The 24,509-nt window shown below is 72.5% G+C and carries 26 protein-coding genes; 7 read left to right on the forward strand and 19 right to left on the reverse strand.

Annotation, left to right across the window (positions count from 1 at the left end; all coding sequences use genetic code 11):
* Positions 1–30: 30 nt before the first annotated feature.
* The 4 genes from mutM to ASG32_RS11400 all read right to left on the reverse strand — a co-directional run bounded on the left by mutM (position 31) and on the right by ASG32_RS11400 (position 3,605).
* Positions 31–921 carry a bifunctional DNA-formamidopyrimidine glycosylase/DNA-(apurinic or apyrimidinic site) lyase gene (gene mutM / locus ASG32_RS11385; protein WP_056525801.1) on the reverse strand — a complete coding sequence of 297 codons (891 nt, stop codon included), beginning with the start codon at positions 919–921 and terminating at the stop codon, positions 31–33.
* A gap of 124 nt (positions 922–1,045) precedes the next feature.
* Positions 1,046–1,678 carry a Smr/MutS family protein gene (locus ASG32_RS11390; RefSeq protein WP_056525804.1) on the reverse strand — a complete coding sequence of 211 codons (633 nt, stop codon included), beginning with the start codon at positions 1,676–1,678 and terminating at the stop codon, positions 1,046–1,048.
* A complete protein-coding gene (locus ASG32_RS11395) occupies positions 1,675–2,853 on the reverse strand; it encodes an MltA domain-containing protein (protein ID WP_199866104.1) in 1,179 nt (392 codons plus the stop codon). Before ASG32_RS11395 ends, ASG32_RS11390 begins: the two co-directional genes overlap by 4 nt.
* Before the next feature lie 38 nt (positions 2,854–2,891).
* Complete coding sequence (locus tag ASG32_RS11400) at positions 2,892–3,605, reverse strand: Tim44/TimA family putative adaptor protein (protein WP_020092701.1); 714 nt, start codon at positions 3,603–3,605, stop codon at positions 2,892–2,894.
* Positions 3,606–3,951: 346 nt separating this feature from the next.
* On the opposite strand from ASG32_RS11400, the gene secB reads away from it, so the two are divergent.
* A complete protein-coding gene (gene secB, locus ASG32_RS11405) occupies positions 3,952–4,452 on the forward strand; it encodes a protein-export chaperone SecB (RefSeq protein WP_026604852.1) in 501 nt (166 codons plus the stop codon).
* Positions 4,453–4,475: 23 nt separating this feature from the next.
* Here the strand turns inward: secB and ASG32_RS11410 are convergent, their stop codons facing one another.
* On the reverse strand, positions 4,476–5,354 hold the full coding sequence (locus ASG32_RS11410) for a LysR family transcriptional regulator (RefSeq protein WP_020092699.1): 879 nt from the start codon (positions 5,352–5,354) through the stop codon (positions 4,476–4,478).
* 87 nt (positions 5,355–5,441) lie between these two features.
* Here ASG32_RS11410 and ASG32_RS11415 point away from each other — a divergent pair, with 87 nt between their 5' ends.
* The 3 genes from ASG32_RS11415 (at position 5,442) to ASG32_RS11425 (ending at position 7,768) form a co-directional block, all read left to right on the forward strand.
* Positions 5,442–6,002, forward strand: a complete 561-nt coding sequence (locus ASG32_RS11415; protein ID WP_020092698.1) for a DUF4865 family protein — start codon at positions 5,442–5,444, stop codon at positions 6,000–6,002.
* A gap of 26 nt (positions 6,003–6,028) precedes the next feature.
* Complete coding sequence (locus ASG32_RS11420; protein WP_056525807.1) at positions 6,029–6,421, forward strand: tautomerase family protein; 393 nt, start codon at positions 6,029–6,031, stop codon at positions 6,419–6,421.
* 114 nt (positions 6,422–6,535) lie between these two features.
* A complete protein-coding gene (locus ASG32_RS11425) occupies positions 6,536–7,768 on the forward strand; it encodes an MFS transporter (protein ID WP_056525810.1) in 1,233 nt (410 codons plus the stop codon).
* Between the two features lie 208 nt (positions 7,769–7,976).
* On the opposite strand, the gene ASG32_RS11430 is transcribed toward ASG32_RS11425, so the two are convergent.
* From ASG32_RS11430 to ASG32_RS11465, 8 genes are all read right to left on the reverse strand, one after another.
* Positions 7,977–8,852 (reverse strand): RNA polymerase factor sigma-32, encoded by an 876-nt coding sequence (locus ASG32_RS11430; protein ID WP_012320644.1) that lies wholly within the window; start codon positions 8,850–8,852, stop codon positions 7,977–7,979.
* Positions 8,853–9,166: 314 nt separating this feature from the next.
* A complete protein-coding gene (locus ASG32_RS11435) occupies positions 9,167–9,772 on the reverse strand; it encodes a CarD family transcriptional regulator (RefSeq protein WP_020092694.1) in 606 nt (201 codons plus the stop codon).
* A 503-nt stretch (positions 9,773–10,275) separates the two neighbouring features.
* Positions 10,276–10,614 (reverse strand): ferredoxin FdxA, encoded by a 339-nt coding sequence (fdxA, locus tag ASG32_RS11440; RefSeq protein ID WP_020092693.1) that lies wholly within the window; start codon positions 10,612–10,614, stop codon positions 10,276–10,278.
* Positions 10,615–10,831: 217 nt separating this feature from the next.
* The gene (locus tag ASG32_RS11445; RefSeq protein ID WP_020092692.1) at positions 10,832–11,140 is read right to left on the reverse strand and encodes an RNA-binding S4 domain-containing protein; all 309 of its coding nucleotides are present in this window, start codon (positions 11,138–11,140) and stop codon (positions 10,832–10,834) included.
* A 10-nt stretch (positions 11,141–11,150) separates the two neighbouring features.
* A complete protein-coding gene (locus ASG32_RS11450) occupies positions 11,151–14,360 on the reverse strand; it encodes a helicase-related protein (protein ID WP_056525813.1) in 3,210 nt (1,069 codons plus the stop codon).
* A gap of 212 nt (positions 14,361–14,572) precedes the next feature.
* Positions 14,573–14,887, reverse strand: coding sequence for a hypothetical protein (locus tag ASG32_RS11455; protein ID WP_020092690.1), 315 nt, complete (start codon positions 14,885–14,887; stop codon positions 14,573–14,575).
* 157 nt (positions 14,888–15,044) lie between these two features.
* Positions 15,045–15,335: a DUF1330 domain-containing protein gene (locus ASG32_RS11460; protein ID WP_020092689.1), complete on the reverse strand. Its 291-nt coding sequence runs from the start codon at positions 15,333–15,335 to the stop codon at positions 15,045–15,047.
* Between the two features lie 94 nt (positions 15,336–15,429).
* Entirely contained in the window at positions 15,430–16,371 is a 942-nt protein-coding gene (locus tag ASG32_RS11465; protein ID WP_244491894.1) for a DUF3108 domain-containing protein, read from the reverse strand.
* Between the two features lie 354 nt (positions 16,372–16,725).
* Here ASG32_RS11465 and rpmB point away from each other — a divergent pair, with 354 nt between their 5' ends.
* Positions 16,726–17,028, forward strand: a complete 303-nt coding sequence (gene rpmB / locus ASG32_RS11470; RefSeq protein ID WP_012320636.1) for a 50S ribosomal protein L28 — start codon at positions 16,726–16,728, stop codon at positions 17,026–17,028.
* Positions 17,029–17,382: 354 nt separating this feature from the next.
* Here the strand turns inward: rpmB and cobT are convergent, their stop codons facing one another.
* The 4 genes from cobT to ASG32_RS11490 all read right to left on the reverse strand — a co-directional run bounded on the left by cobT (position 17,383) and on the right by ASG32_RS11490 (position 21,623).
* Positions 17,383–19,287, reverse strand: coding sequence for a cobaltochelatase subunit CobT (gene cobT, locus ASG32_RS11475; RefSeq protein ID WP_020092686.1), 1,905 nt, complete (start codon positions 19,285–19,287; stop codon positions 17,383–17,385).
* A 5-nt stretch (positions 19,288–19,292) separates the two neighbouring features.
* Positions 19,293–19,799 (reverse strand): DUF29 domain-containing protein, encoded by a 507-nt coding sequence (locus tag ASG32_RS11480; protein ID WP_082557830.1) that lies wholly within the window; start codon positions 19,797–19,799, stop codon positions 19,293–19,295.
* Positions 19,800–19,804: 5 nt separating this feature from the next.
* On the reverse strand, positions 19,805–20,788 hold the full coding sequence (gene cobS / locus ASG32_RS11485; RefSeq protein ID WP_012320633.1) for a cobaltochelatase subunit CobS: 984 nt from the start codon (positions 20,786–20,788) through the stop codon (positions 19,805–19,807).
* 208 nt (positions 20,789–20,996) lie between these two features.
* Positions 20,997–21,623 carry a DnaJ domain-containing protein gene (locus tag ASG32_RS11490; RefSeq protein WP_020092684.1) on the reverse strand — a complete coding sequence of 209 codons (627 nt, stop codon included), beginning with the start codon at positions 21,621–21,623 and terminating at the stop codon, positions 20,997–20,999.
* A 108-nt stretch (positions 21,624–21,731) separates the two neighbouring features.
* On the opposite strand from ASG32_RS11490, the gene ASG32_RS11495 reads away from it, so the two are divergent.
* The gene (locus ASG32_RS11495) at positions 21,732–22,028 is read left to right on the forward strand and encodes a BolA family protein (protein ID WP_020092683.1); all 297 of its coding nucleotides are present in this window, start codon (positions 21,732–21,734) and stop codon (positions 22,026–22,028) included.
* A gap of 150 nt (positions 22,029–22,178) precedes the next feature.
* Positions 22,179–22,610, forward strand: a complete 432-nt coding sequence (gene arfB / locus ASG32_RS11500; protein WP_056525821.1) for an alternative ribosome rescue aminoacyl-tRNA hydrolase ArfB — start codon at positions 22,179–22,181, stop codon at positions 22,608–22,610.
* A gap of 27 nt (positions 22,611–22,637) precedes the next feature.
* Here arfB and ASG32_RS11505 read toward each other — a convergent pair whose 3' ends face one another.
* Positions 22,638–23,432 (reverse strand): YoaK family protein, encoded by a 795-nt coding sequence (locus ASG32_RS11505; protein WP_056525824.1) that lies wholly within the window; start codon positions 23,430–23,432, stop codon positions 22,638–22,640.
* A 69-nt stretch (positions 23,433–23,501) separates the two neighbouring features.
* Positions 23,502–24,449, reverse strand: coding sequence for a methyltransferase domain-containing protein (locus tag ASG32_RS11510; RefSeq protein ID WP_056525827.1), 948 nt, complete (start codon positions 24,447–24,449; stop codon positions 23,502–23,504).
* Positions 24,450–24,509 lie beyond the last annotated feature (60 nt).

Raw genomic sequence — 24,509 nt, forward strand, 5'->3', positions numbered from 1 at the left:
CCGCGACGCGATAGGCGCCGATCGGCGCGCTCAGCCCGGGGGCTGGCAGGTGGCGCAGTAGAAGGTCGAGCGGTTCGCCTGCACGATGCGGGTGATCGCGCCGGCGCATCCGGGTCGGCTGCAGGGCAGGCCGACCCGGTCGTAGACCCGGAAGGCGTGCTGGAACGCGCCCGCGCTGCCGTCCGTGTGGGCGTAGTCGCGCAGGGTCGAGCCGCCGGCCTTCACGGCCTCCTCGAGGACCTGCACGATCGCCTTGGCCAGGGCGTTGGCCTTGGGCGTCGGGCGCCCGTCCGGCCGGGCGAGGCTCCCGGCCGGCGCCTCCGGATGCAGGCGCGCCCGGTGCAGCGCCTCGCACACGTAGATGTTGCCGAGGCCCGCGATCAGGCGCTGGTCGAGCAGGGCGGCCTTCAGCGGCGCGATCTTGTGGCGGAAGAGCTGCGCGATCACAGCCCCGGTCAGCCCGTCGAGGGGCTCCACGCCCATCCGGGCGAAGTGGCGGCAGGCCGCGAGCTCCGCGCTCGGGACCAGATCCATGAAGCCGAAGCGGCGGGCGTCGTTGTAGGTCACCGTGGCGCCGGTGCTCATCGCCATGACCACGTGGTCGTGCCGGGGCGTGCCCTGGGCGCCCTCGAGGTAGAAGTCTCCCGGGGACAGGTTGCTGCCGTCGGGCAGAGCCACGTCGAACCGCCCGCTCATGCCGAGATGCATGACCAGCGTCTCGCCCGAGTCGAGGGCGGCGGTGAGGTACTTCGCCCGGCGCGCGAGGCCCGTGACGGTCCGCCCCTCGAGGCGGGCGGCGAAGCGCTCAGGGAACGGGAAGCGCAGGTTGGGCCGGCGCAGGGTGACGCGGCTGAACCGTGCGCCGACCAGGGCGGGCGCCAATCCCCGCCGCACGGTCTCGACCTCTGGAAGCTCCGGCATCGCTCTCGCGGCATCTCCGTGCGCGGCGCCCCGTGCGCCGGATCCGGATATCGGCGGGATCGGTCCGGGCCGCAACCGCGGGGAACCGGCGCGGTTTGCCGCGCGTCCCGCGCCGAGGCCCGCCCTAGCGGCGGCGCAGGCGGACGTAGAGGGCGCCGCCGCCGCCATGGTGGCGGGCGGCCTCCTCGAAGCCGAGGACGATGCCGCGCAGATCCGGCCCCCGCAGCCAGTGCGGCACGCTGCGGCGGAGGACGCCCCGCTCGGAGAAGGCGTCCGCGTGGCCCGGGCCGCCCTTGCCGGTGACGACCAGCACGTAGGAATGCCCGGCGGCCCGGGCGCGGAGCAGGAAGCCCGTCAGCGCGGCGTGCGCCTCGGCCTGCACCATCCCGTGCAGGTCGATCCGCGCCTCGATCGCGAGCCGCCCCCGGCGCAGGCCGAGCTTGGCGTTCCGCTCCAGCCCGGCACTCGGCGCGTGCCGCTGGGGCGGCGCCTGGTAGGGAGCGGCGGTGGCCGGGCGCGCCGGCTCCGGGGCCGGCTTCGGCGGGTGCTTCGCCCGCGGCCTCTTGGCGGCCGGCGGCGCGCTGGGCTTCAGGATCGGCGCCGAGAGGGCCGGCATGGTGGCGGTCGGGCCCGGCGGCGGAGGTGTCTCGGGCACCGGGGCGGCGCGGCCCGGCAGCGGCGTGACCAGCTTGGCGATCGCGTCCCAGAGGCGGGTCTCTCCCGCGGTGAGGCGGCGCCCGCGGCGCGGGGCCCTCACGGCGCGGCTCCGGGCACCGCCGCGCGGCGCGGCAGCAGGACCACGAAGCCGATCGCGTCGCGGAGGTTGCCGGCGGCTACGCCGGCCTTCGCACCGGTACCGACGAAGAGGTCGCCGCGGGCAGGGCCGACGATCGCCGAGCCGGTATCGGCGGCGATGACGAGGCGCCCGGCCTCACCTGGAGTCGCGCCGGGGAGGGGGCCGGCGAGCCAGAACGGCAGGCCGTAGCGCCAGAGGGTCGAATCCACCGCCAGGCTGCGGCCCGGGCTGAGCGGGGCGTTCGCGGCGCCCGGCGGCCCGAGGGCCGGATCCGCGACCGGAGCGAGGCGGAAGAAGATGTAGGAGGCGTTGGCGCGGATCAGGCGCTTGGCGGTCTCGGGATGGGCGCGCAGCCAGCCGGTCCAGCGGGCGAGCGTCAGGCCCTCCAGGGGCAGGTGGCCCTCCTGGACGATCAGCTTGGCCACCGCCGTGTAGGGGCGGCCGTTGCGGCCGTCGTAGAGCACCCGCACCGCGCGCCCGTCCGGCAGCCGGACGCGCCCGGAACCCTGGACCTGCAGGACCAGCAGGTCGACCGCGTCGCGCAGCCACAGGATCGGCTTCGCCCGCGCGCCGAGGGCGCCGTCGTCGATCGCGGCCCGGTCGGGGTAGGGGGCGAAGCCGTCCGCGGTGGCGCGGGCGGCACGCAAGCCCGGGTCGAGCCCCGGGCGGGTCTCGCCGGGGCCGAGGGAGATCAGGTCGTCGGGGCGGGCCAGGACCGGCGTCTGGAAATCCGGGCCGGGCTCCAGGGAGCCGGTGAGTTCCGGCTCGAAATAGCCGGTCAGGAAGCCGGGCCGGTCCGCGCCGGGCCGCGCGACGCGGAACGCCTCGAACCGCTCGCGGAAGAAGGCGGCGGCGTCGGGCACGGGGCCGGCGGCGGCCGCGCAGGCCTCGGCGAGGGCGGCCGGATCTCCCGCGACGCCGTCGGGCTGGGGCAGGGCGGGCGGCGGGGCCGCGCAGACGCGGCGGAAGGCGTCGAGCGCCGCCTCAGCCCCCGCGCCGGGGAAGCCCGGCAGGTCCGCCGCGGCCACGGGGGTCAGCACCGCGCCGCCGACTGCCGTCGGCGCGGCGGACACGGCCTGACTCAGGAGGGACGCGAGGAGGGCGGCCGGGACTGCTCCGGACCGGGCGCGGGACATCGGCACGGCAAGATCGTCACGGAACGCCGCTCACGGACTCAGGCGCCGGCCTCGGTGGCCACGAGCTGCCAGTTCGGGTCCCGCGAGCCGAGCGTGCGGGCGAAGGTCCAGACATCCGGCACCTCGACCACCGTCTCGGCGCTGCCGTCCACCACCTTGCCGTCGGCGTCGCGGGTGGCGGTGATCAGGTTCGACAGGAAGCGGACGGTGACGTGCGCCACGCGGTTGCGCACCTCGACGGCGACGATCTCGGCCTTGTCGATCGACACGAAGGTGGTCTCGAGCGTCTGCCGGTTGCGCTCGCGCTCGGCGATCGCCCGCTCGAACGCCTCGCCGACCTCTTTCGAGAGGAGGCCGCGCAGGGTCTTCCGGTCACCCTTGGCGAAGGCGATCATGATGGCTTCGTAGGCCGACTTGGCGCCCTCGATGAAAGCGCGGGGGTCGAAGCTTGGCTCCGCCTGGATGCAGGCCTCCAGGCCGCGCGCGACCTCGGATCCCGGCTCGGCGATCCCGCGCCAGTCCCGCGGGGCGGCGGCGGGCTGCGGCGCGGCCTGGACCCGGTCGGCGCCGGGCAAGCGAACGACGTTGTCGCCGTCGGAGCGCGCCTGGGGCTCAGTCCGGCTGCGGTCGACCGGCTTGAACGGCGAGCGCTCGGCCCCCGTCTTCTGACCGAGCACCGAGCGCAGACGCCAGATCACGAAGACGGCCAGCGCGAGGAAGATGATCGTCGTAACGTCGAAACTGTCCTGCATCACCGATCCGATGGTGGCCGCGGCGAGACCCTGTGCCCCTTGCTCAGGTCGCGCGCGGTGCGGCGCCGGCTAAGCGCGCAGAGGTCTGGCCGACTCATATCCGACCAACGCGTCGGGAGCGAGCCGGTTGTGTCGGCCGGTTGATCGAAACCACGCGTCAATTGCGATCCGGTCGATATGGGTCGTGGGGGCCGCCGGCGCCAGCGCCGCGCCCGCTCGCTTGTCCAGGCTCGGCCCGCGTGTTAGCGGCCCTGCCGTTTGGGCAGTTCCGCGGCGTGATCCAGCCGCTCCCGCCGCGACAACAACCCGCGCCGGCCCTGCCGGTCGATCGAGAAGGATGATCCGCATGGCCGATTCCCCGGCAGCGAACGGCAACGGCGGCGGCATGCCGCAGGGCGATGCGCCGACCATCAACGCCCTGGCGCAGTACACGAAGGACCTCTCCTTCGAGAATCCGAACGCACCGCGCTCGCTCCAGCCCAAGGAGGGCCAGGGGCCGCAGATCAACATCCAGGTGAACGTCAACGCGCAGCAGCTCTCCGAGACCGATTTCGAGGTCGAGCTGAAGCTCGAGGGCGACGCCAAGATCCAGAACGAGGTGCTGTTCGCCTTCGAGGTGACCTATGCCGGCGTGTTCCGGCTCCTCAACATCCCGGCCGACCAGATCCATCCGGCGGTGATGATCGAGTGCCCGCGCCTGCTCTTCCCCTTCGCCCGCCAGATCGTGGCCGAGGCGGTGCGCAACGGCGGCTTCCCGCCGCTTTACATCGACCCGATCGATTTCGTCGGCCTCTACCGGCAGAAGGTGATGGAGCAGCAAGGCGCCCAGGGCCCGCTCGCCTCCTGAGGACCGGACGAGCCGGCGGCCGGTCAGCGGCCGCCGGGACCGCGATAGGCCGCCGCCAGGGCGCGCAGCGCCTCGGCGGGGCGCCCGGCCAGGCGGCGGGCGCGCAGCACCACGAAGGTGCGCGGCAGTTCCGGCAGCCCGAACCGGCCGCCGACCTCCACGGCACCGGCCGGGGCCGTGCTCGGCGCCAGGGCCGCCACCGCCAGCCCCGCCATCACGGCTGCCCCCACCGCCAGCACGCCGCCGCCGACGAAGACCTCGGTCCAGGGGAGCCCGGCCGCGTCGAGAACCCGCGTCGCCGCGCCCCGGACCGTGCAGGGGCCCGCGAGTCCCGCCAGCCGCAGCGTCTCGCCCGGCCGGGGCGCCGGGAAATCCGGTGCGGCGAACCAGCCCAGCCGCTCCTCCGCCAGGACCGCGCCGCCGTGGCCGGCCTCGTCCTCCGTCCGGAAGATCACCGCGTCGTAGCCGCCCTCGCCGGAGGATCCGAACGCGGCCGCGAGGTCGCGCGACGGGACGATCCGCACCTCCGTGATCAGCCCGGCCCGATCCAGGCCCAGGCGCCGCAGCAGCACCGGCAGGTCGGGGCCGGCGACGTGGTCGCTGATCCCGAGGCTGAGCCGGGCGGGCTGCGCCGTCGCCGCGTCGGCCACGGCGCTGTCATGGGCGTCCAGGAGGCGCCGAGCGGCCGGCAGGAACAGGGCGCCCTGGCGCGTCAGGTCCACGTGCCGCGGGGTCCGGTCCAGGAGGCGCGTGCCGAGCCGGTCCTCGAGCCGCTTCAGCCGCAGGCTGATCGCCGCCTGCGACGTGGCGAGCGCCTCGGCGGCACGGGTGAAGCTGCCGAGATCGACCACGCGCACGAAGGCCAGGACGCCTTCGAGGTCGAGGGGACGGTCGGCGACCATAACGCACTCTTATCGTAGATATCAGCGCCGATATGTCGCCGTTATCGAGGCGGCGTGCAAGCCTGCGGGCCTCTCCGGGAGTGCCCCATGCTGATCACCCGCTACCGCCATCGTCTGCCGGCCGACTACGCCATGGACAGGATCCGCGCGCGCGTCGCCGCCCGCGCACCGGCCTGGGACGCGGTGCCCGGCCTCGTCTTCAAGGCCTTCACGGTCGAGGACCGGGCGCGCGGGGCCGCCGCCAACGCCTACAGCTCTCTCTATCTCTGGCAGGATGCCGGCGCCGCCGCCGCGTTCCTGGCCGGGGCCGGGTTCGGCGCCGTGATCGCGAGCTTCGGCCGGCCGCGCATCGAGACGTGGCTGGCGGTCGCCGCCGCGTTCGGGCCGGGGGACGCGGCGGGCGCCCTCTCGGAGGAGACGCGTCTCGTCGGGCCCGCGGAGGATCTCGCCGCCCTGCGCGACGACGAGCGGGGACGCGGGCGCGACATCGCGGCCGGGCGCGACGTCCTCGCCACCGTGGCCGGGCTCGATCCCGACGGATGGCGCCTCACCCGCTTCACCCTCCGTGCCGAGGCGGCCGCCGGACTGTCCGGAACCGCGATCGCCCATCTCGCCGCGCCGGGCCTCGCCGCGGCGCGCGGCCGTTGATTTCCCACCCATCGAGGAGCCAGATCATGCCTCTGACCCGCATCTCCCTGCGTGCCGGGACGACCGAATCCTACAGGGCCGCCCTCGTCGCGGGTGTCTACGACGCCATGCGCGAGACCTTCGCGGTGCCGGAGGGCGACCTGTTCGCCCTGGTGCACCAGCACGACGCGTCGGACTTCGTCTACGGTCCCGACTATCTCGGGATCCGGCGCAGCGACCGCCTCGTGATCGTCCAGATCACCGCCAACGCGACGCGCGGCACCGCGCAGAAGCGCGCCCTCTACGCCGCCGTGACCCGCAACCTCGCCTGCGATCCCGGCGTGGCGCCGGGGGACGTCTTCATCAACCTCGTCGAGGTCAACCCGGAGAACTGGTCATTCGGGGAGGGGCTGATGCAGTACGGCCCGCCGGAGCCGTGAGGCCGGTGCAGCGAGTCCGCCGCGGGAGCGGTGCGGCGATGATGGCGGCGATCCGGGCTTGACCGTTCCGGGGGGGGAGTACAGGTCCGGGGCCCGAAACGGCTCCAGGATCGCATGGCCCCCACCGCAAACCTCGCCCTGATCAACCTGTTCATCGGGGACATCCAGGGCGGCCTCGGACCCTTTCTCGGGACCTGGCTGGCAGAATCGGCCTCGTGGAGCCCCGCGCGGGTCGGGTTCGTCATCACGCTGGTCGGCATCGGCACGCTGTTCCTGAGCGGACCGTTCGGCGCCCTGGTCGACCGGTTCCCGCGCCCGCGCCTGCTGATCGCGCTGGCCTGCGGGGCGATCCTGGTGGGAACGCTGCTGCTCCTGCCGGCCCGCAGCTTCCCGGCGGTGCTGTGCGCGCAGCTCTTCGCGGCGGCCGGCGGCACCCTGCTGCTGCCGGCCGTCGCGGCGCTGACCCTGGGTATCGTCGGCAAGGACCGGTTCCCCGCGCAGCAGGGGCGCAACCAGGCCTTCAATCACGTCGGCATCCTGATCGCCGCGGGCGCCATCAGCCTCGGCACCGGCTATTTCGGCCCGGCGATCGCCTTCTGGGTGCTGGGCGGTATGGCGCTGGCGGCGATCGTCGCGACGGCGACGATGCCGGCCAAGGCGTGGAGCCGCCGCCGCGCCGTCGGCTGGAAGGAGGACGACTCGGACGAGCCGGAGCGCAGCGGCCTCCGCCAGGTCCTGGGGAACCGTCGCCTGCTGGTGCTGACCGTGGCGCTGACCCTGTTCAATCTCGGGAACGGCGGCATGCTCTCGCTGCTCGGCCAGAAGCTGGTCGCGACCGCGGCCGACGCCACGACCTGGACGGCCCGCTACGTCATGGTGGCCCAGCTGGTGATGGTCCCGGTGGCGCTGTTCGCCGGATCGCTCGCCGACAAGCGCGGCCGCCGCCAGCTGCTGATGGTCGCCTTCGCGGTCCTGCCGGTGCGGGCGCTGCTATCCGGCCTCATCGACGATCCGGTCTGGCTGATCGCCGCCGAGGTGCTGGACGGCGTCGCCTCTGGCATCGTCGGGGTGGCGGTGCCGGTCATCGTCGCCGACCTGACCTGGGGATCCGGCCGGACCCAGACGGCCATCGGCAGCGTCAACGCCGTCCAGGGCGTCGGCGGCGCCCTGTCGGGCTGGTACGGCGGCCTGTCCTACGGGATGTTCGGCTGGACCGGCGCCTTCCTGGCCCTCGGCCTGCCGGCGCTTATCGCCCTCGCGCTGGTGATCTGGCTCGACGCGACGCCCGAGCCCGGCCGGCGCAGCCGCCGGCGGGAGCGGCGCAGCACCGCCGCTCAGGGAGCCTGAGCCGGCCGCGCGATCGGGAACCCCGCGTCGACCCGTCACCGGGCCCGTCCCCCGCGCGTTGCGGAGCCGCCGGAGAGCGCCGGCCCGACTGCCGCGCCCGACCTCGGATCGCCGCGTGGCGACGGCGGTGTGCCGAAGGCGGGGGCCTCTGGAAACGCGAAAACCCGGCCTCGGGGCCGGGCTTCGCGTCGGTGTCGCGGCCGTGGGCTCAGCCGATATGCGGGCTGCCGGTCGCGGCGGGGAAGCGGTCGGCCAGGGCGCGGCGCAGCTTCTCCAGGGCCCGGTTCTCGATCTGGCGGACGCGCTCCTTGGAGATGCCGAGCCGCTGGCCCAGGGCCTCCAGGGTCGCCTGATCCTCGGCGAGGCGGCGCTCGCGCAGGATGCGCAGTTCGCGCTCCGACAGCACGGTCAGGGCCTGCTGGAGCCAGCTCAAGCGACGCTCGCCGTCGACCGTGGCGCTCACGGTCTCGTCCGGCAGGTCGGCGCCGTCGACGAGGAAGTCCATCCGCTCCGACGAGGCGTCGCTGTCCTCGCCCACCGGGGCGTTGAGCGACATGTCGGGACCGGAGAGGCGCGCGTCCATCAGGGCGACGTCGTCCCGCGACACGCCGATGGCGCTGGCGATGCGGCGGTGGATCTCGTCGCCGACATGCTCCTCGGTGGATTGCATCAGCCGGGCGCGCAGCCGCCGCAGGTTGAAGAACAGGGCCTTCTGCGCGGAGGACGTGCCGCCGCGCACGATCGACCAGTTGCGCAGGATGTAATCCTGGATCGACGCGCGGATCCACCACGTCGCGTAGGTCGAGAAGCGGACGTCCCGCTCGGGCTCGAACCGGGCGGCGGCCTCCATCAGGCCGACATGCCCTTCCTGGACGAGGTCGGCCATGGGCAGGCCGTAGTGACGAAAACGCCCCGCCAGGGCGATGACGAGGCGCATATGGGCGGAGATCAGTCGGTGGAGGGCCCGCTCGTCACGCTCGTCCTTCCAGCGGACGGCGAGGCCGCGCTCTTCTTCCCGGGCCAGGAAGGGTGCCTCCATGGCAGTCCGTATGAACTGCCGTCGAATTCCCGCGATCTCAGCCATCCGCCTGCCTCTTGTTGTCGAGTGCTGTTGCGGCGTCGAGCCGATAGCCCGACGCGCAGGCGCCACCGGGAGGCGACGCCAGGCAACCGACAACGGAAGGCAAAACGCGAAAGTTCCGTCCCGATGCCCCACAATGCGACAACCGGGCGGCCACGAAATCGTGTTCTGTTCCGATCAGATGGGATCCGGCCGCGCGCCGTCCAGCCCGGATGTCCCGAAACGACCGGGCCGGTGCGCCGGTTCGGACCGGTCCGGGCACAAAAAACCCGGCCACAGGGGCCGGGTTCGATGTCGTCCGCGAGGGGAAGCGCGCCTCAGGCGGCCTCCTCCTGAATGTCGTCGCCCTCGCTGTCACCGTCGGCCTCGGCCTCGGGCTCCGCCTCGTTTTTCGCCCGACGGGGCGACTTGGCGAGGCTCTGCTCGATCAGCTTCAGGGCCTCGGTCTCGGTGATGCGGTTCACCGACGAGATCTCGCGCACGATCCGGTCCAGGGCAGCTTCGTAGAGCTGGCGCTCGGAGTAGGACTGCTCCGGCTGAGCCTCGGACCGGAAGAGGTCGCGCACGACCTCGGTGACGGCGAGCAGGTCGCCCGAGTTGATCTTGGCCTCGTATTCCTGCGCGCGGCGCGACCACATGGTGCGCTTGATCCGGGCGCGGCCGGTCAGCAGGTCGAGCGCCTTCTTGACCAGTTCCGGCTCGGCGAGCTTGCGCATGCCCACGCTGTTGGCCTTCGCGGTCGGGACGCGCAGGACCATCTTGTCCTTCTCGAACGATACGACGAACAGCTCAAGCTTGTAGCCGGCGATCTCCTGCTCCTCGATCGCGGTGATGCGACCGACGCCGTGGGCCGGATACACGACAGCCTCGCCGGTCTTGAAGCCCTGCCGGCCTGCGGTCGTCGTCTTCTTGGCTGTGGTCATGCGAGAAGGGCCTCCACTGGCGCGCAGCGTTCGGCGCCGCGCGAAACCGTGTTCTTCCGGGCGGGACACCCGGTCTGCCTCGCCGCTCCCGGACCCGGCGCCGAGCGCACGAATCCGGGCGTTCCCCGGCGCGGCCGTGCGAACGCCTGGCCCGCCCGCCGAAGTCGCCTCCAGCGGTCGAGCGCGTACTACTCCTAACCCACGAAAAGCGAAGGCGTTTCAGCCGGAGGGAGCACGTCAGGCGCGAGCGACGGCAGGCGGATTGTCTACCACAATCCGGCGCGCAGATCAAAGCATCCCTGAAGACGCACGCGCGGACCAAGCGCGGCGCCAAAGAGTTTTACACTGGTGCGGCGGGACAGGAATGACCTGGCCGCGTATCAGGCCCTCGTATGACGCAGCCCCGCCGCGGGGTTCAGCGGCGGCACGGGCCCGACAGATCTTCCCGCAATCTGGGAAGCGGGCCGCGGGCCGGCGTCAGAACCTGCGGGGCCGGCGCGGGGTCAGTCGCCCGAGCCGGGGTTGGGCGAGAAATGCGCCTCGAGCTTCCCGCTCTTGCCGTCCCAATCCTTGGCGTCGGCCGGGGCTTCCTTCTTCTGCGTGATGTTGGGCCAGGACTTGGCGTAGTCGGCGTTCAGCTTCAGCCACGTGTCGAGATTCGACTCGGTGTCGGGCTTGATCGCCTCGGCGGGGCATTCCGGCTCGCAGACGCCGCAATCGATGCACTCGTCCGGATGGATGACGAGCATGTTCTCGCCTTCGTAGAAGCAGTCCACCGGACAGACCTCGACGCAGTCCGTGTACTTGCACTTGATGCAATTGTCGGTGACGACGTAGGTCATCGGATGTCTTCGTCCTAAAACTCGACTTGGCCCGGGCGGAGCCTGGAGACGGCCCGCGCGCCCGGAGGGTGCTGCGAGGGGAACGCCGGTGAGACCCGACACGGGGACGGATCTCGGAGGCCCACGGCTCTAGACGCTGCCTCCCGGACTGACAAGCGTGCGGGCGCCGCAAGGGTTCGCGTCGGGTCGCTCGCGCGGCCGCTGTGGCGCGACCTCATCACTCGGACGGCCCGTCCGGCCCGTCCTCGACCGACAGGGTGCCGCCCGACAGGTCGTCGTAGAGGAGCCGCGCCTCCGACGCCGGGCCGCGGCGCAGGCCGAGACCGAGGACCCGCACGGCCAGGGTCGCGTGGGGCGCCGCCACCGTGACCACGTCACCGATGCCGATGGCCTTCGCGGGGTTCTCGGCCCGGCTGCCGTTCACCCGCACGAAGCCGTCGGAGGCCAGCCGCGCCGCGAGCGACCGGGTCCGCGCGAAGCGCGCGAACCACAGCCACTTGTCGAGGCGCTGCCGGTCCTCGCGCATCCGCCGCGGATCAGCGCTTCCCGCCGTCGCCGGCCTCGAGCTGCGCCTTCAGAGCCGCGAGCTTGGCGAAGGGCGAGTCCGGATCCGGCGCCCGCTCGCGCCGCGGCGGCCGCTGGTCGGGCCGCGGGCCGGAATGGCGCTGCTCGGCGCCGCGCTGGTCGTCGCGGCGTTCTGGACGGCCGCCCTCGAAGCGGTCGCGGCGCGGACCGCGGTCCCGGCCGGGGCGCGGGCCGCCGTCGCCCTCGGCCCGGCGCTGCTCGGGCCGGCCACCGTCGGGACGCCCCTGTCCCGGGTGCTGGCCCTGCTGGCCACCGTCGCGGCCCCGCCCCGCCCCGCGGGGACGGTTCTGCGGGCGCTGGTGGGCCGGGCGCTGGTGGCGCTGCAGGCGCCAGACCTCGATCTGCGGGATCTCGGCTGCGCCCTCGCCCTCGGCACCAACGGCCTCGGCCGTCTCGGCCGTCTCGGCCGCGGTCTCCTCGGCGATGGGTTCGGCCGCCGGCGCGGCGTCCGCCTCGGCCGGCTGCTCCGCCTCGGCGTGGGGCGACTCGGTCGCAGATGTCTCGGTCGCGAGCGCCTCGGTCGCGGGCGCCTCGGTGGCCGCGTCGACCGGCGTGCCGGCCGACTCGTCCGCAGTCTCGCCCTCGGCGGGCTCCGCCTCGGGGGCGGCCGGGGCTTCCTCGGCCGCGTCAGCGTGATCGGCGGTGGTCTCGACACCCTCGGCGGCCGGGGCCTCGTCGCCCACCGGCTCGGCGGCATCAGCCTGCGCGGCGACAGCCTCCTCGGAGGACGCCTCGGCGGCGGTCGGCGCCGCCGGTGCGGTGGCGGCAGCGGGGACGAGCGACACCGTGATGGCCGGGCCGGGGCGCGCCTCGGAATTGTAGCCGAGCGACTTCAGGATCGAGGCGAAATCCTCGCCCGAGCATCCGACCAGCGAGGTCATGCCGACGGTGGCCACGAAGCCGTCGCCGTCGGCGGTGCCGTCCGGCGGGGCGCCCGGGGTGGTACCGGGCCGGTAGGCGATCGCCGGGCGGATCAGGTCGGCGAGCCGCTCCAGGATGTCGACCCGCACCGCCCGCTCGCCGCTGACCCGGAAGCCGGCCGCGCGGTAGAGGCCCTTGGCGATCTCGCGGTCGACCTTGATCGAGGTGCGGCCGGAGCCGGCGAGATGCGCGATCTCGTCGAGGCCGCGCTGGTCGAGGCCGCCGTTGCGCAGGGCCCAGAGCTGGGCCGCGAGCGTGCGGGGCGCCGGCTTCAGCAGCGCCGGCAGGAAGATGTGGTAGGCGCCGAACCGGACGCCGTGGCGGCGGAGGGCGCCGCGGCCCTCCTGATCGAGGCTGCGCATCTCGTGCGCCACCTTCGAGCGCTCCAGCACGCCCAGCGCCTCGACCACTTGGTAGCCGATTCCCTTGGCGAGGCCGGTGAGGTCTGCCGCGGTCTCGATCTCCATCAGCGGCCCGAGCAGCCGCACGATGTAGGCCTTCAACCACGCGTCGAGGCGCGCCTCGACCTTCTCGCGATGCGCGCCGGTCAGGCTGTCGTCCGCCAGCAGACGGATCTGCGGGGCGAACAGCTTCTCGCCGGGGGTGAGCTTGGCGACGGGCGCGCCGGTCCAGCGGAGCGTGCCGTCGTGCGAGAGCACGAGGGTCGAATCGGCCGTTGCCGAAAACCGCTCGGCCCGGGACTCGATCTCCCCGGCGAGCGCCTTCTCGGCGGCGCTCCTCAGGGTTTTGGCCTCGTGCCCCTCGGCGCTGGCATCGGGAACGAACAGGAATCCGTGAAGGTGGCCGACATGCTGACCCTCGACGGTGACGTCACCGTCGGCGGTGATCTGGGCTTCGAGCATCGTGTTCTCTCTCAGGCGCCGCATCAGGACGCTTGTGCGCCGGTCGACGAAGCGGCTCGCGAGGCGTTCGTGCAGGGCGTCGGACAGCCTGTCCTCTACCCGACGCGTCTCGCCCTGCCAATGTTCTGGGTCGCGCAGCCAGTCGGGACGGTTCGCCACGAAGGTCCAGGTGCGTCCCTGGGCAATCCGGCGGGACAGCGTGTCGATGTCGCCGTCGGTCCGGTCGATCATCGCGACCTGCTCGGCGAACCACGTGTCGGGGATGCGGCCCGCCATGCCCTTCATGAGGAACCGGTAGAGCTGCGCCACGAGATCGGCGTGCACCTGCGGGTGGACCTTGCGGTAATCCGGCACGCCGCAGACGTCCCACAGGCGGCGCACCGTAGCGGCGCTCCGCGCCATGTCGCGGATGTCGTCCTCCTTCATGAGGATCTCGAGGGCCTGCTGGTCCTCCCCCATGGGCGCGCGCGCCAGGCCCGATTCGCGCGGGTGCTCGTCGAGGCTCGCCTGCAGGCCCTCCAGGCTGCCGAAGCTGAGATCCGGATTGCGCCACTGCAGGATGCGCAGGGGATCGAAGTCATGGCTCTCCAGCCGCTCCACCAACTCGGCCTCGAAGGGCGGGCAGCGTCCGGTCGAGCCGAAGGTACCGTCCGCGAGGTGGCGGCCGGCGCGCCCCGCGATCTGGCCCATCTCGGCGGGGGTGAGCTTGCGGAAGCGGGTGCCGTCGTACTTCCAGTTGGCCGCGAACGCGACGTGATCGACGTCGAGGTTGAGGCCCATCCCGACCGCGTCGGTGGCCACGAGGTAGTCGACGTCGCCCGCCTGGTACATCTCGACCTGGGCGTTGCGGGTCCGCGGCGAGAGCGCGCCCAGCACCACCGCGGCGCCCCCGCGCTGGCGGCGGATCAGCTCGGCGATCGCGTAGACCTCCTCGGCCGAGAAGGCGACGATGGCGGTGCGCCGCGGCAGGCGCGACAGCCGCTTCTCCCCCGCGAAGGTGAGTTGCGAGAGCCGCGGCCGGGTCGTCGTATGGACGTTGGGAATGAGGTCCTGGACCAGCGGCAGCATGGTCGAGGAACCGATCAGCAGGGTCTCCTCCCGGCCGCGCACGTAGAGCAGGCGGTCGGTGAAGACGTGGCCGCGATCCATGTCGGCGGCGAGTTGGATCTCGTCGATGGCGACGTACGCCACGTCGAGGTCACGCGGCATCGCCTCGATGGTGCAGATCCAGTAGCGCGGCCGGTCCGGCTTGATCTTCTCCTCGCCGGTCACCAGCGCGACCTTCTCGGGGCCCACCTTCGCGACGACGCGCAGGTAGACCTCGCGGGCGAGCAGCCGCAGGGGCAGCCCGATCATGCCGGTCGGGTGGGCGAGCATCCGCTCGATGGCGAGATGCGTCTTGCCGGTGTTGGTCGGCCCGAGGACCGCGGTGACGCCGCGGGCGCGGGCCTCGCGGGACAGCGAGCGGCTGGGCGTGGGGCGGAGCAGCGCGTCGATGGTCGGCGGTTCCTTCGAGCGGGAAGGCCGTCGCGGCGCCGTCGCGGCGCGGGCGGGGAGGCGGGTTCGACCGGCCGACCGCGTCGGGGACGCTAGGGCCGGTACGGTCCTCCCCCATATGGGATGCCGCCGCCGCCAGGTCCAATCTGCGGCGTGATCATCGGGTAGACGTCGATCTGCGTCGTCGGCGTGCCCGGCTGCGGCGCGAGGTCGGCGCAGAGCGTGTCGGGGGTCGCGACGAGGGGGCCGCGGCGGGGCGGCCTGTTCTCGACGACCTCGGCCGACGAGAAGGCGTCACCGCCGCACCCCGGATCGGCGGACCCGGCACTGAGGGACTGCGCCGCGGCCGGCCCCGCGAGCGCGGCCAGGGCGAGGGCGAGGGCGATTCGGAGGGCAGGCGAGCACATCCGGGCATTATCGCCGGGAACGTGAAGATTCCCTCCACCCGCGCGGCCGCGGTCCCCGCCGCGAGGGTTCCCACCGGCCCGGCGCCTCCCTGGGTCATCTCGCAGCACGCGCCGATGGCGCGGGCCGCGTCGAGCCCGGCTGCGACCGGTACGTCGATCAGTCGACGCCCTCGACGAGCACCACCTCGCCGATGCCCGCGGGCCGCCGCTTGGCCACGGCGGCCTGGTACTCGGGCGAGAAGTAGTAGGTGCGCGCCGCCTCGTAGGATTCGAATTCCAGCACGACGTTGCGCGGACGGCCCTCGCCCTCCAGCGCCTCGCAGCGGCCGCCGCGCACCAGCGGCTTGCAGCCGTACTTGCGCATCGCCTCGGAGGCCATGGCGGCGTAGTCCTTGTAGGTGTCCGGGTCGGTGACCGTCATCCGGACGATGATGTAGCCCTTCGGCACTGCTGACCTCCCCGCGCGGCTGCCGCGCCGCGCCGAGGTGCCGGGAAACCGGCCGCCGGTCAAACGCTCCCTGCGGCAGTTGCCCGTGCAGCCGCTACTGCCCGGGCAGGCTCGCCTGCGCGACACTGTTGCCAGCGGCGCCGGCCGTGCCGGTGGTCGTCGGCGTGCCGCTCTGGCTCCAGCGGGTGGCCTCGATGATGTTGGTGCCGATCGTGGTGAGCACCGAGATGCGCAGCGGGATCAGGACGCGCGTCCCCTCGACGGGGGCGAGCCAGACCGACATCTCGCGGTTCTCCTCCATGAACTTGACGCCCGGCCGGTCCGGCCGGTGGCCGGCGACCGCCTGGTAGCGGGCGTTGCATACGAGGACTTGCCCCGCATAGCCGGGCTTCTGCACCGGGCGGGTCTCGGCGTAGCTCAGCACCACGTTGAAGCGGGTGGCGCCGTCGAAGACCGGCAGGGTCCGGTTGCAGTTCTCCGGGTCGAGGGGCTCGCCGCGCCCCTGGGTCGGCATCAGCAGCGCGCTCACCGGGTCGATGATGCCGCGCTTGTTGGCCGGGGTGACCGGCACGCGGTCCTGCATGTCGACGAGCGGCGGCGTGATCTCGGCCTGGACGACGTTGCCGCGCGCCAGGGCCATGCGCACCGCGATGCCGGAACTCGCCGTCTGGGTGGCGATGGCGAAGGCGCCGGGCTGCGGCGCGGCCGAGAAGCTTCCCGAGGCCCGGGCGGAGCCCTTGCCGCCGGTGATCGCGCCGACGAGGCCGGTGAGCACGGCCGACACGTCCATCAGGTAGCGGTCGCGGTCGAAGGAGCCGGCCAGGCGGGCCGTGCCGATCGGGAGACCGGCGAGGTTGATACCGTAATCGACCGCCACGGTCGCGGCGGCGGGCGCGGCCCGCTTGGCCCGCGACGTCCGCGCGCCGGCATCGGTCGGGGCCGCGAGGACCGCGACCGCGAGGAGGCTGCCCGCGAGGCGCCCGGCAGCGTGCTTCTTCGACGGCTTGATCATTCGACGGATTGGCGTGGCGCTCATGATCCGGATCGCATCCCAGGGCGGGCGGGCCAAGACACTCGCTCGAACGCACCCTCTCGAACACACCCGCTCGCCGACGTCCTCTGCGACGCACGGAGCGGGGAGAGGCGCCTTCCTGCAGGTGGAAGAAGGCTATATCCCGGCATCGTGGTTAACAGACCGTTGGTCGTCCGGCGCGATGCTGAACCCCGCCGGCACCTTGACGCACCGCGCCTTCGTCGCCTATAGGCTCGCGCCTTCAACAGGACTCCGCCGGACCTGGAACACGCAATGGGCGCCGCCCGCTGCGACGATGATCGCGCCGGCCGCGATCGGGTCTTCACCGGGCGGAACGAGACGGGATCGTTTTTTATCATGGCGCGCCGCTGCGAACTCACCGGCAAGGCCGTTCAGGTCGGCCACCTCGTGAGCCACTCGAACCGCAAGACCAAGTGCCGGTTCCTGCCGAACCTGTGCAACGTCACCCTCCAGTCCGACGCGCTGGGCAAGCGCGTCCGCCTGCGGGTCACGGCGCACGCCCTGCGCTCGGTGGAGCACCGCGGCGGCCTCGACGCCTTCCTGATCAAGGCCGGCGAGGGTGACCTGTCGCAGACTGCCCGCCTCCTGAAGCGCGAGATCCATAAGAAGCTCGCCGAGACCCCGGCCGCCGCGGCCTGAGTCGTCGGGCTTCACGCCCCTATCGGACGGTTTGAACCGCCGTGGCCGTCGAGGCCGCGGCGGTTTCCGCTTGTTTGCGGCTGGCATGCCACTCCAAGCAATCCAGAGCTCGGCCGCAGGCTGCCGTCAATGTCCGGCCGATGCCCCTGCGCCGTCGTTGCGAGCGGAGCGAAGCAATCCAGGCGGCGCCACGTGGACAAGCCCCGCGCTGCCCTAGGTCACTTCGCTGCGCTCGTGATGACGGAGGGGGCTTCGCCGTCCAAGTTGCGAACATGAACTGTGTCGAGGTTCGGTCCGGATCTGCCGGCTTCCTCGACGCGGATCGTCTGTTGCGCGCGGCAGCGCGGGGCGTGATTACCGCCGCCCGCCCGCCGCGCGCAGCATCCGCCCCGTCGGCGCCGCGCCGTCCTCCTCGAACAGCTCGGCGAGCTTCTCGGTCATCGCCCCGCCGAGCTCCTCGGCGTCGATGATCGTCACGGCGCGGCGATAGTACCGGGTCACGTCGTGGCCGATGCCGATGGCCAGCAGTTCCACCGGCGAGCGCGTCTCGATCTCCTCGATCATCCAGCGCAGGTGCCGCTCCAGGTAGTTGCCGGCATTCACCGACAGGGTCGAATCGTCCACCGGCGCGCCGTCGGAGATCACCATCAGGATCTTGCGCTGCTCCGGCCGCCCGAGCAGGCGCTTGTGCGCCCAGTCCAGGGCCTCGCCGTCGATGTTCTCCTTGAGCAGCCCCTCGCGCATCATCAGCCCGAGGTTCTTCCGCGCGCGCCGCCAGGGCGCGTCGGCCGACTTGTAGACGATGTGGCGCAGGTCGTTCAGGCGACCGGGATTCGGCGGCTTGCCGGCGGCGAGCCACGCCTCGCGGCTCTGGCCGCCCTTCCAGGCCCGGGTGGTGAAGCCCAGGATCTCCACCTTCACGCCGCAGCGCTCCAATGTCCGCGCCAGGATGTCGGCGCAGGTCGCCGCGACGGTGATCGGCCGGCCGCGCATCGAGCCCGAATTGTCGAGGAGCAGCGTGACCACCGTGTCGCGGAAATTGGTGTCCTTCTCCTGCTTGAAGGAGAGCGGCTGGTACGGGTCGATGACCACGCGCACGAGCCGAGCCGGGTCGAGCTGACCCTCCTCCAGATCGAACTCCCAGGCGCGGTTCTGCTGGGCGAGAAGGCGGCGCTGGAGCCGGTTGGCGAGGCGGCCGACCACGCCCTGCAGGTGCGAGAGCTGCTTGTCGAGGTAGGAGCGCAGGCGCGACAGCTCGTCGGCGTCGCACAGCTCCTCGGCGTGGATGACCTCGTCGAACCGCGGATTGAACACTTTGTACTCGGGCCCGCGCGCCTCGTTGCCCTGCCGCTGCGGCGGGCGCGAGGCCTCCGAGGCCTCCTCCGACTCCGCGTCCTCGGCCTCCTCGGGCAACTCACCGGACGGTGCGTCGGCGGATTCCTGGGCGCCCTCCTCGATCTCGTCGGAGGCCTCCTCGGAGGTCTCGATCTCGGCGCGCTCGCCCTGGCTCTTCTCCTCCGAATCGCCCTCGCTGGGGTTCTGCTCGTCGTCCTGGGCGTCGTTCTCGTCGTCGTTCTCGTCGTCCTCCGCGTCGAACGGCGTCTCGTCCGACATGTCGAGGGAGGTGAGGAGGTCGCGCACCGAGCGGGCGAACTTGCGCTGATCCTCGATCGAGCCGAGCAGCCCGTCGAGGTTCGGGCCAGCCTTGGCCTCGATATGCTCGCGCCACAGCTCGACGATCTTGGTCGCGGCCTCGGGCGGCTTCTGGCCGGTCAGGCGCTCGCGCACCATCAGGGCGACGGCATCCTCCATCGGAGCGTCGGCCCGGTCGGTGATGGACTCGTACTTGCCGCCGCGATGGTAGCGGTCCTCCAGCATCGCCGAGATGTTGCTGGCCACGCCCGCCATCCGGCGCGACCCGATCGCCTCGACCCGGGCCTGCTCGACCGCGTCGTACACGGCGCGCGCGGGTGCGTTCTCGGGGGCGAGACGGCGGTGGACGGCCACGTCGTGGCAGCCCAGCCGCAGCGCCATGGCGTCGGCGTTGCCGCGCAGCACCGCGACGTCCTGCGCCGAGAGCTTGCGCGGGGGTTCGGGGAGGCGGGCCTTGTCGCCGGTGAGCGCCGGCCGGTCGGTCGCGTAGGTGACCTCGACCTCGGAGCGCCGGGCGATGGCGCGCAGGCACCCGGCCACCGAGCGCTTCAGGGGCTCGGCCACAGGTTCGCGGCGCTCGCCGGGCTTGCGGTTGGAGATGGACATCAGCGCTACCGGTCGTCCTCGAACGCGAAGGGGCGGTTCAGGATCTCGTCCCAGCTGTAGGGACAGTCCGCGGGCAGGGTTTCGGGCGATCGCTTCATCTCGCGAGCGGCTCGGATCCGACCGACCCGGTAGCCTTCGCTGGCGGCTTCGGCGATGCGCGGCTTGAGACCTGGATTTTTGCGCACCTGCCTGTCGATCCGCACGCGCTGTTCCGCAATCGTCAGCGACCAGCTTCGGCTGCGCCGCTCGGGCTGGTGATCCCATTTGAGGGCGTGGGCGAGAAGCACTTCGATCGCGCTCTCGAGCTTATCGTACTGCTCCGAACCCACGTCGCTCAGCTCCTCGGCGATGTTGTCGAGGTCGAGCGCGTCCACCCGGCCGGCGCGGAGCAGTGCCACCTGCTCCTGAACCCAGGTGTAGAGATCGTCCGCGTGGCGGGTCCGTCCCCGCGCGTGCGCAGTCGCCGGGGCGTCCTCGCGCGTCGGGGCCGGATGAGCCATCGCGTCCTCCATGCGGGTCAGCTCAGCGCGACGTTCACCGCGCTCTCGGGCAGCTCCTTGCCGAAGGCGCGCTGGTAGAACTCGGCCACCAGCGTCCGCTCCAGCTCGTCGCACTTGTTGAGGAACGTCACCCGGAAAGCGAAGCCGATATCCTTGAAGATGTCGGCATTCTCGGCCCAGGTGATCACCGTGCGCGGGCTCATGACGGTGGAGAGGTCGCCGTTCATGAAGGCGTTGCGGGTGAGATCCGCCACGCGCACCATCCGGTTGACGATGTCGCGGCCTTGGTCGCCCCGGTAATGCGTCGCCTTCGACAGCACGATGTCGACCTCGCGGTCGTGCGGCAGGTAGTTCAGCGTGGTGACGATCGACCAGCGGTCCATCTGGCCCTGGTTGATCTGCTGCGTGCCGTGATAGAGGCCCGACGTGTCGCCGAGGCCCACCGTGTTGGCGGTGGCGAACAGCCGGAAGGCCGGGTGCGGGCGGATCACGCGCTTCTGGTCGAGGAGCGTCAGCCGGCCCGAGAGCTCCAGCACGCGCTGGATCACGAACATCACGTCCGGGCGGCCGGCGTCGTACTCGTCGAACACGAGCGCGACGTTGTTCTGCAGCGCCCAGGGCAGGATCCCGTCCTGGAAGGCGGTGACCTGCTTGCCGTCCTGCAGGACGATGGCGTCCTTGCCGACGAGGTCGATGCGCGAGACGTGGCTGTCGAGGTTGATCCGGATGCACGGCCAGTTCAGCCGGGCGGCGACCTGCTCGATATGGGTCGACTTGCCGGTGCCGTGATAGCCGGTGACCATCACGCGGCGGTTGCGGGCGAAGCCGGCCAGGATCGCGAGCGTCGTCTCCCGGTCGAAGATGTAGTCCGGGTCGACATCCGGCACGTGCTCCTCGGGCTCGGCGAAGGCCGGCACCTTGAGGTCGAGGTCGATGCCGAAGACATCGCGGACGGAGACGGTGCGGTCGGGCAGCGCGGCGGGCGTAGCGTCAGAGAGCATTCGGAACCTCGTGAGGCGCGGGCGCTCCACTCCCAAACAGTGAAGCATCCGCGCGGAAGGACGTCGAGCCGGGCCTCCGCGGCGGGGCGGAGCCATCCTTAGACGGCGGCGCGCTCGCGCGCCACCGACCGGCATGGATCCCATATAGGGCCGCCCCGCGCGGTTTGCCCTATCCTGGGTGCGAACCGGCGTGCATCGTTCGTGCCGCTCAGCAGAGACCGGCCGCGCGGAGCACGTCGTGGGCGCGAATGATGTCGCGCAGGCGCTCCTCGAAGGAGCGGTCGCCGCCGTTGGCGTCCGGGTGGAAGCGCTTCACCAGCACCTTGTACTGCGCCTTGATGGCAGCCGCGTCCGCGCCCTCCTCGAGGCCCATCACGTCGAGGGCGCGGCGCACCGTCGCCGAGTGCTTGGGCTTGCGCGGCTCCTCGGGCTGGCGGGCACGCCGGCGCGCGTCGCCGACGCCCTCGCCGCGCAGGATGCCGAGGGGATCGACGTAGGCCCAGTCCCGAACCGGCTCGTCCGCCGGCTTGGCCTCGCCGGTCCGGTTCACGCCCATCGCCCAGGTTGGGCGATGACCGATGATCGCGTCCTTCTGGTAGGCCTGAACGGCGGCGTCGTTCATGCCATCGAAGTAATTGTAGGTGGCGTTGTAGGCGCGGACATGGTCGATGCAGAAGCGCCAGTACTGGCCCTCCGCCTTCCGCCCCTTCGGCGCCCGGTACAGGCCCGGATGGGTGCAGCCGGGGCTCTCGCAGCCGGCTTCCGCGGCGGGCTTCGGCTCGTCGCAGGTCGGCTTGATCCGGATGCTGTCGAACAGGCGCGAGTTGAGATCCATGACGGGCCGATTATGAGGGGGCGGACCTGAGACACAAGGGCACCGGGCCTGATGACGCATGCGCGGGATCGGGCTTGACGGCGCCCACGGACACGACGCGAGGGCACGATGACGGACGGTGCGGGCGCGGGCGGCACCCTGCGGGACTGGATGGAGGCGCGGCTGCGGGAGCAACTCGCGCCGGCGCGGCTCGACGTGATCGACGAGTCGCATCTGCATGCCGGCCACGCGGGAGCGCGGCCGGGGGGCGAGACCCATTACCGGCTCGACATCGTCGCGTCGGCATTCGAGGGCAAGAGCCGCGTCGAGCGGCACCGCTTGGTGAACGCGCTGCTCGACGACGCGTTCAAGCGGGGCCTACACGCCCTCGCGCTCCGCGCCCGCACGCCGGCCGAGGCGGCCTGAATCGGGGCCCCGCTGGGGACGCGGGCGGGATCGCGCCGACGGGGTACGGGACGGGAGGCACGGGACAGATATGGTGACGGAGCCGCCGATCCGCATCCGCGCGCCCGCGGGCTGCGCACCAGACGCGGGCGCGCGGCCGGGGAGGGTGCCATGCCCCTGCGGGTAACGCCGCGCATCGCCATCGACGAGGACGAGATCGAGCTGTCCTTCATGCGCGCCTCGGGCGCCGGCGGACAGAACGTCAACAAGGTCGAGACCGCGGTCCAGCTGCGCTGGGCGGCGCTGGCCTCGCCCGCCCTCGACGAGCGGGTGCGGGCCAATCTGGTGCGGCTCGCCGGGCGGCGGATGACCAAGGACGGCGTGCTCGTCCTCGCCGGGCAGCGGCACCGGACGCAGGAGCGCAACCGGGCCGACGTGCTGCAGCGGCTCGTCGATCTGGTGGCGGAGGCGGCCAAGCCGCCGCCGCCGATCCGCCGGCCCACGAAGCCGACCCGGGGCTCGCAGGAGCGGCGCATCGGCGCGAAGAAGAGCCGCGCCGCGATCAAGCAGGGCCGGGGCAGCGTCCGGGATTCGGACGGCTGACCCCGATCCCGCCGCCGCGGCCGGGTCTCAGTGGATCGCGTCGATGACCTCGGCCTTCGGGCTGGCGTCGGGCGCCGGGGAGGAGCCCGCCACCAGGGTGCTGCCCGGCTTGGCGATGGTCAGGACGATCGCGATCATCGCCAGGATGGCGGCCAGCGCCGCCGGGAACAGGAAGGCCGATTCGCCGTAGCGCATGTCGAGCAGGCCGCCGACGACGGCGCCGGTGCTGAGCCCGGCCCAGAGCGGCGCCTGGATCCAGAAGGACGGCGCCACCGTGCCGAGCAGCAGGTTGGCGCAGCCCGTGCCGAAACGCACCACGGCGCCCGTGACGTAGGTGAGCGCCAGGGAGCGGCCGCCCTCGTCCTGCAGCGTCGCGTTCTGGAGGCCCAGCGCCAGCACGATCGGGTAGGCGTGGAGCGGGTAGGCGAAGGTGCCCCAGGGCATCAGCAGGCCGCCGGCGAGCAGCAGGGCCTGGAGCGTCAGCAGCACGGCGAGGCGCCAGCGCCCGACCCAGGCGGCGATCAGCGTCCCCAGGAAGGCGCCGAAGCAGAACATGCAGATGGTGCTGGCGACGCGGCTGACATTCTCCCAGTCGGCGTTGGCGACCGCCACGCCGAAGCGGGTGGTGTTGCCCGACATGAACGACATGAAGAGCTGCGAGAATTCCAGGAAGCCGATGGAGTCGGCGCAGCCCGCGAGCGCCGCGAGGGCGATCGCGAAAGGGATGCGGGTTCGCGGATCGGCGGGAAACGACTTGTCGGCCGGTGGCTCAGGTTTCCGCTCCGGTGCTGCACCACCTGTCCGACTTCCGTATTCCGCCATGCTGATCCCCCGATCGAGCCGCCGCGCCTAGTCGCGGTCGACTGACAATGGACGAATAGCGGAGCGGTTTCATGCCGATGTGCGCCGCAACACAACGACGCGCCCCGGCACCGGCCGTCCGCCCTCGCGACGGACTTCCGCCGGTCTCGTCGTCAGCAGCTCTAATCCGGACGCGGCTGCCGTCGCCGCGATGTGGGCCTCCGCGTGGGCGTAGCGGCCGTCCTCGCCCAGGACGGAACCGGGGCCGTCGTGGGATTGCACCGTGACGGCGCCGAGCCCGCCCGGCCGCAGGACCCGCCCCACCCGCGCCAGGAACGTCGCGAGGTCCGCGACGTAGATCAGGACGTCCGCGGCGAGGCAGAGGTCGGCCGAGGCTTCCGGCAGGTCGGCCAGGGCGGCGCCGAGGTCGCCCTCGACGAGGCGCTCGTAGAGCGGCCGACCCCGCGCCGTCTTGGCCCGCGCCAGCGCCAGCATCCCGGGGGAGAGGTCGATTCCGGTGAGATGGTCGACCCGGTCGCGCACGACCTCGCCCATCAGCCCCGTGCCGCAGCCGAGATCGAGACCGACCGCGAAGCGCTCCGGAACGCGCGGCAGGGCGTCGCGGACAATCTGCGGGCCGACATAGCCGAGGCCGTCCACGAGGTGGCGCTCGAACCGCGGCGCGTAGCCGTCGAACAGGGCGCGGACATAGGCCGGCGACAGGACCGGGAGGGTGTCGCCGCCGCCCAGGCGGACGAGATGCGCGCGCACGCCCAGCCGGTCCTCGGGATCGATGTCGAGGGCGCGGGAAAAGGCCTGCGCCGCCGCGTCGCGCAGGGCCGGATCGGGGCCGGCGGCGGCCAAGCCCGCGCGCGCCCGGCCCAGCAGGAGCCAGGCCGGCGCGTAGCGCGGGGCGCGTTCCAAGACCTGCTCGGCGAGGTCGGCGGCGCCCGCGTGGTCGCCCTCGGCGAGGCAGGCCTCGGCGTAGCGGTAGCGGCGATCGGCGAGAAGGTCGCCGGAACTGAGCTGCGAGGCCATGCGTCTGCCGGGTCGGGGGCGCCTATATACCGGGGCCACCGGCGGACTCCACCGGCAGCA

The organism is Methylobacterium sp. Leaf361 (genome assembly GCF_001424445.1).
In the GTDB taxonomy this organism is placed as follows: domain Bacteria; phylum Pseudomonadota; class Alphaproteobacteria; order Rhizobiales; family Beijerinckiaceae; genus Methylobacterium.